7 protein-coding genes and 2 riboswitches are annotated in these 7976 nt (G+C 71.4%); of the genes, 4 read left to right on the plus strand and 3 right to left on the minus strand.

Annotated features, from left to right (window positions below; translation table 11 throughout):
- Nucleotides 1-97 precede the first annotated feature (97 nt).
- Nucleotides 98-1147 (minus strand): homocysteine S-methyltransferase family protein, encoded by a 1050-nt coding sequence (locus GU5_RS0108350; protein ID WP_010525132.1) that lies wholly within the window; start codon nucleotides 1145-1147, stop codon nucleotides 98-100.
- 13 nt (nucleotides 1148-1160) lie between these two features.
- On the minus strand, nucleotides 1161-2588 hold the full coding sequence (locus GU5_RS0108355) for an LLM class flavin-dependent oxidoreductase (RefSeq protein WP_029514142.1): 1428 nt from the start codon (nucleotides 2586-2588) through the stop codon (nucleotides 1161-1163).
- Between the two features lie 92 nt (nucleotides 2589-2680).
- A riboswitch (SAM riboswitch) is annotated at nucleotides 2681-2767 on the minus strand.
- 167 nt (nucleotides 2768-2934) lie between these two features.
- A riboswitch (SAM riboswitch) is annotated at nucleotides 2935-3020 on the plus strand.
- A gap of 10 nt (nucleotides 3021-3030) precedes the next feature.
- On the opposite strand from GU5_RS0108355, the gene GU5_RS0108360 reads away from it, so the two are divergent.
- Genes GU5_RS0108360 through GU5_RS0108375 form a run of 4 tightly spaced genes read left to right on the plus strand, consistent with a single transcriptional unit; the run spans nucleotide 3031 to nucleotide 7530 of the window.
- Nucleotides 3031-3591 carry a flavin reductase family protein gene (locus GU5_RS0108360; RefSeq protein ID WP_010525134.1) on the plus strand — a complete coding sequence of 187 codons (561 nt, stop codon included), beginning with the start codon at nucleotides 3031-3033 and terminating at the stop codon, nucleotides 3589-3591.
- The gene (acs, locus tag GU5_RS0108365) at nucleotides 3588-5669 is read left to right on the plus strand and encodes an acetate--CoA ligase (RefSeq protein WP_010525135.1); all 2082 of its coding nucleotides are present in this window, start codon (nucleotides 3588-3590) and stop codon (nucleotides 5667-5669) included. The genes GU5_RS0108360 and acs overlap by 4 nt, the downstream gene beginning before the upstream one ends.
- The gene (locus GU5_RS0108370; RefSeq protein WP_010525136.1) at nucleotides 5666-7015 is read left to right on the plus strand and encodes an O-acetylhomoserine aminocarboxypropyltransferase/cysteine synthase family protein; all 1350 of its coding nucleotides are present in this window, start codon (nucleotides 5666-5668) and stop codon (nucleotides 7013-7015) included. The genes acs and GU5_RS0108370 overlap by 4 nt, the downstream gene beginning before the upstream one ends.
- On the plus strand, nucleotides 7012-7530 hold the full coding sequence (locus GU5_RS0108375) for a CoA-binding protein (protein ID WP_010525137.1): 519 nt from the start codon (nucleotides 7012-7014) through the stop codon (nucleotides 7528-7530). Before GU5_RS0108370 ends, GU5_RS0108375 begins: the two co-directional genes overlap by 4 nt.
- 80 nt (nucleotides 7531-7610) lie before the next feature.
- Here the strand turns inward: GU5_RS0108375 and GU5_RS17275 are convergent, their stop codons facing one another.
- Nucleotides 7611-7817, minus strand: a complete 207-nt coding sequence (locus GU5_RS17275) for an LPXTG cell wall anchor domain-containing protein (RefSeq protein ID WP_237704699.1) — start codon at nucleotides 7815-7817, stop codon at nucleotides 7611-7613.
- Nucleotides 7818-7976 lie beyond the last annotated feature (159 nt).

Raw genomic sequence — 7976 nt, forward strand, 5'->3', positions numbered from 1 at the left:
GCGGCGACGGCGATGACTCCGTGGAAAGTGCGGGAAAGCGTGAACTTTCCGCCATCTTCCACGGAGTCATCGCCAGGAAGGAGGCCCCGCACCTCCCTCAGGCGGTCTCGCCCAGCCCGGCGATGTGCTCGGGCAGCCGCTCGTGGGAGCCGTACATGAAGTGGTTCTGCATCCGCTCGCCGTCCCGGCTCGACGGCGTCGTCCGCCCGGCGGCCTCGGCGACCTCGCGGATGTGGATCGGCGCGGCCCCGCAGCACACCCCGAGGTACTGCACGTCCAGCGCCAGCGCCTCCTCGGCGAAGGAGCGGATCTCGTACCGGTTGGTGAACAGCGGATCCAGCGCCGTCGGGAAGGTCCGCCCGTGCGGTGCGGGCACCGCCGCGGCGTCGTCGGAGAGGTTGAAGAAGGTCGGCTCCTCCTCCGTGGTCCGGTAGGGCACCGGCAGCGCGCCCACGTGGCAGGAGACCGCCTCGCGGATCCGGCGCAGCCACGGCATGGTGGTCTGCGGCCCGCGGAAGCAGTTGAGCCCGACGACGTCGGCGCCGGCCTGCTCCAGCCGCTGGGCGGTCTCGACGATGCCGACGTCGTCGGACATCCTCTCCGTGGCCATCGGCGCGAGCGTGGTGACCACCGCGAGGCCGCTCTCCTTCGCGACCTCCAGGGCCGCGAGCGCCTCGCCGGCGTAGTAGAACGTCTCGGCGACGATGAGGTCGGCGCCCTCGTCGACGGCCCAGCCGACCATCTCCTCGAACATCCCGCGCACCTCCGCCTGGGCGGCCGGATCCGCCGGGTCCCAGATGTTGGTGTTGGAGATGTTGCCGGCGACCAGGTCGCCGGGCCGCTCGTCGGCCACCTGCCGGGCGATCTGCAGAGCCGCGCGGTTCAGCGGCTCGAGCAGGTCCTCCTTGCCGATGACCCGCATCTTCTCGCGGTGCCCGTTGTAGGTGAAGGCCTCGACGACGTCGGAGCCGGCGCGCTGGAAGTCGACGTGCAGCCCGCGCAGCGCCTCCGGGTGCTCGAGGGCGACCTCGGGGACGAACTCGCCGGCGGAGAGGTACCCGCGCCGCTCGAGCTCGAAGAGGAAGCCCTCCGCGCAGATCACCGGCCCGGCGTCGAGGCGCCGGGTGAAGTCCTGGGGTGTGGTCATGGCTGGTCGCTCCTCAGCCGTTCTGCGCCTGCCGGCGCAGCTGGAACTGGGCGCCGTGGTGGGTCTCGGGCAGGTGGTCGCCGGCGCCGAAGAGCTTGTGGCGCATCGTGCCGGAGGTGTATTCGGTCTTGTAGCGGCCGAGCTTCTGCAGTTCGGGCACCACGTGCTCGACGATGTCCTCGAAGGTCCCGGGCGTGATGTGGTACGCCAGGTTGAACCCGTCGACGTCGGTCTCCTCCTGCCACTCGACCAGCTGCCGGGCCGCGGACTCGCCGCCGCCGACGATCACCGGGCCGAAGCCGCCGACGCCGACCCACTCGGCCAGCTGACGCACCGTCCACGGCTCGCCCTCGCGGCCGGAGGCCTTCTGGAAGGTCTCGACGGTGGACTGGATGGCGTTGGACTCGACGTCGCCGATCGGCTGGTCGAGGTCGAACTGGCTGAGGTCCAGCCCCATCCATCCCGACATCAGCACCAGTCCGCCGATCGGGTCGATGTACTGGACCAGGTCGTCGTACTTCGCCTGCGCGGCGGCGTCGTCGGCCCCGGTGACCACGGTCTGCATGGCGAAGATGCGCACCGAGTAGGGGTCGCGACCGGCGTCGGCGGCGGCCTGGCGGATCCGCTGCACCGACTGCTCGGCCAGCTCCTTCGTCGGCGGATTGATGAACACCGCCTCGGCATGCTTGCCGGCGAAGGCCCGCCCGCGGGTGGAGGCGCCGGCCTGGTAGATCACCGGCGTGCGCTGCGGCGAGGGCTCGACCACCGAGATGCCCGGGGTCTTGAAGTGTTCGCCCTGGTGCTCGATGCGGTGGACCTTGGACGTGTCGGTGAAGACGCCGGCGGCCTTGTCGGCGACGACGGCGTCGTCCTCCCAGGAGCCCTCGAGCAGCTTGTAGACCACGTCCATGTACTCGTCGGCATGGTCGTAGCGGGCGTCGTGCTCGAGCTGGTCGTCCTGGCCCATGTTCTGCGCGGCCGAGGGCAGATAGCCGGTGACGACGTTCCAGCCCACGCGGCCGCCGGTGAGGTGGTCCAGCGTGCCCAGGCGGCGGGCGAAGGGGTAGGGATGCTCGTAGGCGGTGCCGGCGGTCAGTCCGAAGCCGAGGTGCTCGGTCACCGCGGCCATCGCCGAGACCAGCAGGAACGGGTCGTTGACCGGCACCTGCGCGCCGGAGGACAGCGCGGCGTCGGGGCTGTCGGCGTAGACGTCGTAGGGGCCGAGCACGTCGGCGATGAACAGGCCGTCGAACAGCCCCTTCTCCAGGGTCTTCGCGACATCGGTCCAGTACTTCAGCGTGTTGTACTCCCGCGCCCGGTCCTCCGGGTGGCGCCACAGTCCCGGGGACTGGTGGACCACGCAGTTCATGTCGAAGGCGTTGAACAGGATCTCGCGCTGTCCGGACGGGGTGGTCGGCGGCTGGGACGGGGTGTGCGTCATGCGGTGCTCCTCGTGTGGCTCGCCGATGCAGGCGCCCCTCGCGCGACGGCCGACGGAGCGATCCGCCGATCGGGTGTGCGCGAGGAAGGAGACCTCCATCGGTCCTGGCATTAGCACCCGGCGGGTCCGGGTTGCTGCGGCGTCGACGAGCCAGGTCTCTCAGCCGCTCTGGATGGTACGGCTCGCACTGTACATGCCCGGTCGGGCTCACACGACCCGCCGTCCACATTCCGGACACCTCCGGGCGGAGTGCCCGAGCAGCGCGGATGACTCCCGATGACGCCGCGTCTCACATGATGGGCCGCGCGTTGGACCCGGGGATCGGCACCCCGTACCGTGAATCAGGTATCCATCCCGAGCGGCCGAGAGATCTGGCTCGTCGACGCCGCAGCAACCCGTTGAGTCGGGTGCTACCGCCAGGACCGATGGGAGTGAATCGCCGATGTCCGCATCCGCACCGGTCGCCGCCGAGACGCCGACCGCCCTCGACCCGCTGCAGCTGCGCCGGGCCTTCTCCGAGTTCCCGCAGGGCGTGGTCGTCGTCGCCGCCGAGGTCGACGGCGCCCCCGAGGCGCTGGTCGCTTCCACCTTCACCGTCGGGGTCTCGCTGGATCCGCCGCTGGTCACCTTCGCGGTGCAGCACACCTCGAACACCTGGCCACGGCTGCGCGACGGCGCCGACCGGCTGGGCATCTCGGTGCTCGGCCGTGGCCAGCACGGGCTGTGCCGCCAGATCGCCTCGAAGGACCGCGCCTCCCGTTTCGACGGCGTCGCCCGGACCGCCGACGACGACGGCGCGATCGCCCTGGACGGCTCGCCGCTGACGCTGACCACCCGCGTCCACGACCAGGTCACCGCCGGCGACCACGACATCGTCGTCCTGGAGGTCCTCGACGTCGCCGTCGACGAGCGCGACGAGGCCCGCCCGCTGGTCTTCCACCGCAGCGACTTCGCCCAGGTGCACGCCCCCGCTCCCGATCCCGCCCCGGAGGACGCCCGGTGACCCGACCCGCCGAGACCATCGGCGACGCCGCCGTCGCGTCCGCCGAGCCGCTGGCAGCCGACGTCCACGCCTGGGCCGATCCGCAGACCGAGGACGAACGCCTGGACTTCTGGGCCCGCGCGGCCGCCCTGCTGGACTGGGAGAGCCCCTGGACCACCACCCACTCCTGGACCCCGCCGGATCCCGACGCCCGGCGGGGACCGGACATCCGCTGGTTCTCCGGCGGGAGGCTCAACGCCGCGGTGAACTGCGTCGACCGCCATGTCGCCGCCGGCCGCGGCGACGTCGTCGCGCTGCACTTCGAGGGCGAGCCGGGCGACCGGCGCAAGGTCACCTACACCGAGCTGCAGGATCAGGTGAACCGCGCGGCGAACGCCCTGACCGCCCTGGGCGTCGGCGCCGGCGACCGGGTGGTCATCTACCTGCCGGTGCTCGTGGAGACGGTGGTCGTCACGCTGGCCTGTGCGCGCATCGGCGCGGTGCATTCGCTGGTCTTCGGCGGCTTCTCGGCCGAGGCGCTGCGCTTCCGCGTCGAGGACACCTCCGCGAAGCTGCTGGTCACCACCGACGGGCAGTTCCGCCGCGGGCAGGCGGTGCCGGTGAAGACGAACGCCGACGCCGCCGTCGCCGGGGAGAACGCGATCGAGCATGTGCTGGTCGTCGAGCGCACCGGCTCGGACGTCGCCTGGGCCGAGGGCCGCGACGTGGCCTGGCGCGACGTCGTCGACACCGCCTCGCCGGTGCACGAGCCGGAGTCCTTCGACGCCGAGCACGAGCTGTTCATCATGTACACCTCCGGGACCACCGGGAAGCCCAAGGGTCTGGTGCACACCACCGGCGGCTATCTGACCGGCGCGCTGTTCACCCACCTGCGGCTCTTCGCCCACCCGGATCCGGCGCGGCGGAGCGAGGACGTCCACTGGTGCACCGCCGATCTGGCCTGGGTCACCGCCCACACCTATGAGATCTACGGACCGCTGGCCGCCGGCGCGACCCAGGTCATCTACGAGGGCACGCCGACCACCCCGCATCCCGGACGGCACTTCGAGATCATCCAGCGCCTCGGCGTGACCAGCTACTACACCGCCCCGACGCTGGTGCGTTCGCTGATGGGCGCCTTCCCCGACGGCATTCCGGACGAGTACGACCTCTCCAGCATCCGGCTGGCCGGCACCGTCGGCGAGGCGGTCAATCCCGAGGCCTGGCGGTGGATCCGGCGGGAGATCGGCCGCGACGCCGTCGACGACGCCGGACGACCCGCACTCCCCCTGGTCGACACCTGGTGGCAGTCCGAGTCGGGCTCCACCGTGCTCTCCCCGCGCCCGGAGGATGCCGCGACCCGCGCGCTGAAGCCCGGCTGCGCGACCCGGGCGATGCCCGGTTGGGAGGCCGCAGTCGTCGACGACGCCGGCGCATCGGTCGACGCCGAGACCCAGGGCAACATCGTGCTCACCCGCACCGGCCCGTCGATGGCGCGCACCGTCTGGGGCGATCCCGAGCGGTACTACACCTCCTACTGGGCCCAGTACGCCGAGCAGGGCTGGTTCCTGGCCGGCGACGGCGCCAAGCAGGACGGCGACGGCGACCTGTGGATCCTCGGCCGCATCGACGAGGTCATCAACATCTCCGGCCACCGGCTCTCGACCATCGAGATCGAGTCGGCCCTGGTCTCCCACCCCGACGTGGTCGAGGCCGGCGTCTGCCCGGTGGAGGATGCGACCACCGGCCACGCCGCAGTGGCCTTCGTCGTGCTGACCGACGCCGCCCGCGAGCGCCTCGCCGACGCCGGATCGGCGGGCGACGCCGCGGCCGAGGATCAGCTGCTGGCCGGGCTGCGCGCCCACGTCGGAGAGGTGATCGGGCCGGTGGCCAAGCCGCGGCGGGTGATCCCGGTGCCCGAGGTGCCCAAGACCCGCTCCGGCAAGATCATGCGCCGGCTGCTGGCCCAGCTGCACGACGGCGATTCCCTCGGCGACACCACCAGCCTGCAGAATGAGCACTGCGTGGACCAGATCGCCGCGATCTGCCACGCCCGCGGCACCGCCGCCACCCGCCCCACGACCCAGGAGACCGCATGAGCGATCGACAGTTCGGATTCCGCACCCGGGCGCTGCACGCCGGGACCGTCCCGGACGCCGTCCACGGCACCCGGGCGGTGCCGATCCACCAGTCGACGTCCTTCGTCTTCAAGGACACCGACGACGCCGCGAACCTCTTCGCGCTGCAGAAGTACGGCAGCATCTACTCGCGGATCGGCAACCCCACGGTCAATGCGCTGGAGGAGCGGCTGGCCTCGCTGGAGGGCGGCATCGGGGCGGTGGCCACCGCCTCGGGGATGAGCGCGGAGTTCCTGGTCTTCGCCGCGCTCTGCGGCACCGGCGACCACATCGTCGCCTCCTCGAAGCTCTACGGCGGCACCGTGACCCAGCTGGACGTCACGCTGCGCCGCTTCGGCATCGAGACGACCTTCGTCGACACCACCGACCCGGAGGCCTTCCGCGCCGCGCTGCAGGAGAACACCAAGGTCGTCTACACCGAGACGGTGGCCAACCCCAGCTCCGACGTCGCCGACCTGCGCGGGCTGGCCGACGTCGCCCATGAGCACGGGGTGCCGCTGGTGGTCGACTCCACCCTGACCACGCCCTACCTGCTGCGGCCGATCGAGCACGGCGCCGACATCGTCGTCCACTCGGTGACGAAGTTCCTCGGCGGACACGGCACCACGCTGGGCGGCGTCGTCGTCGAGGCCGGGACCTTCCCCTGGGACAACGGAAAGTTCCCCTCGATGACCGAGCCGGTCCCCTCCTACGGAAACCTCTCGTGGTGGGGGAACTTCGGCGAGTACGGCTTCCTGACCAAACTGCGCTCCGAGCAGCTGCGCGACGTCGGCCCGTCGCTGAGCGCGCAGGCGGCGTTCCAGCTGATGCAGGGCATCGAGACGCTGCCCCAGCGGATGGGCGAGCATGTCGCCAATGCGCAGCGGGTCGCCGCATGGCTGGAGGCCGACGAACGCATCTCCTACGTCAACTACGCCGGACTGGCCTCGCATCCCGACCACGCGCGGGCGCAGGAGGTGCTGCCGCTGGGCGCCGGCTCGGTGTTCAGCTTCGGCGTGGCCGGCGGCCGCGAGGTCGGCGCACGGTTCATCGAGTCGCTGCAGCTGGCCAGCCACCTGGCCAACGTCGGCGACGTGCGCACGCTGATCCTGCACCCCGGCTCGACCACCCACCAGCAGCTCACCGAAGAGCAGATGGACGCCGCCGGCATCCCGGAGGATCTGATCCGCATCTCAGTGGGTCTGGAGGACGTCGAGGACATCCTCTGGGATCTGGACCAGGCGCTGGACGCCGCCCTGGCCGCGACGGCGGTCGAGAGCGACGGCGAGCAGGGCGAGCAGGCTGAGCAGAGCGAGGAGGCCCGATGAGCACCACGGAGACCACCGCCGAGCACCCGCACGGGATCTGGGAGCCGCCGTCGCCGGTGCGCCGACTGCAGCTGCTGCACTCTGCGCAGTCGATCGCGATCGTCGGCGCCTCGGACAAGCCGCAGCGCGCCAGCCATTTCGTGGCGACCTATCTGCTGAGCTCGTCGAGCTACCGGGTGCACTTCATCAATCCCCGGCTGGACGAGATCCTGGGCCAGCCGGTGTACCCCTCGTTGGCCGACCTGCCGGAGGTCCCCGACATCGTCGACGTCTTCCGCCGCCCCGGGGACGTGCCGGGCATCGTCGACGAGGCCGCCGAGGTCGGCGCCCAGACCGTATGGATGCAGCTGGGCATCCGGAACCCGGAGGCGGCGCAGCTGGCCCGCGACCGGGGCATGGAGGCGGTGCAGGACCGCTGCGTGAAGATCGAGCACGCCCGCTTCCACGGCGGGCTGAACCTCGCCGGCTTCAACACCGGGGTGATCAGTGCCAAGCGTCAGCGCCTGGACGGCTGAGCGGTGCCCGGGGCGTCCCCCGGGCACCGCCGACCGGCGACGGGTGCCGACGACGCTCCGCCGGCACCCGTCCGACCGGATCAGTGACCGCGACGACGACGCAGGCCCACGGCCGTCACCGCCGCACCGACCAGCAGCAGCGCCCCTGCGGCGATGCCCAGCATCGTGGTGCTGATGCCGGTCTCGGCGAGATCCTCCGGCGCCTGCGCCTCGGCACTCGGATCGGTGCTCTGGTCGACGCTCGGACCGGTGCTCGAGGATGGACCATCGGTGGGGCCATCCTCCACAGTTCCGTTCATCGGGGTCTCCGACGGCGATCCCGACAGCGTCTCCTGCGAGGTCTTCGAGGGAGTCTCTGATGGAGTCTCGGACGGGGCCTCCGATGGAGTCTCGGACGGGGCCTCGCTCGGCGTCTCCGAGGGCGTCTCCGAAGGGGTCTCGCTCGG

The organism is Nesterenkonia sp. F (assembly GCF_000220985.1).
Lineage (GTDB): Bacteria > Actinomycetota > Actinomycetes > Actinomycetales > Micrococcaceae > Nesterenkonia.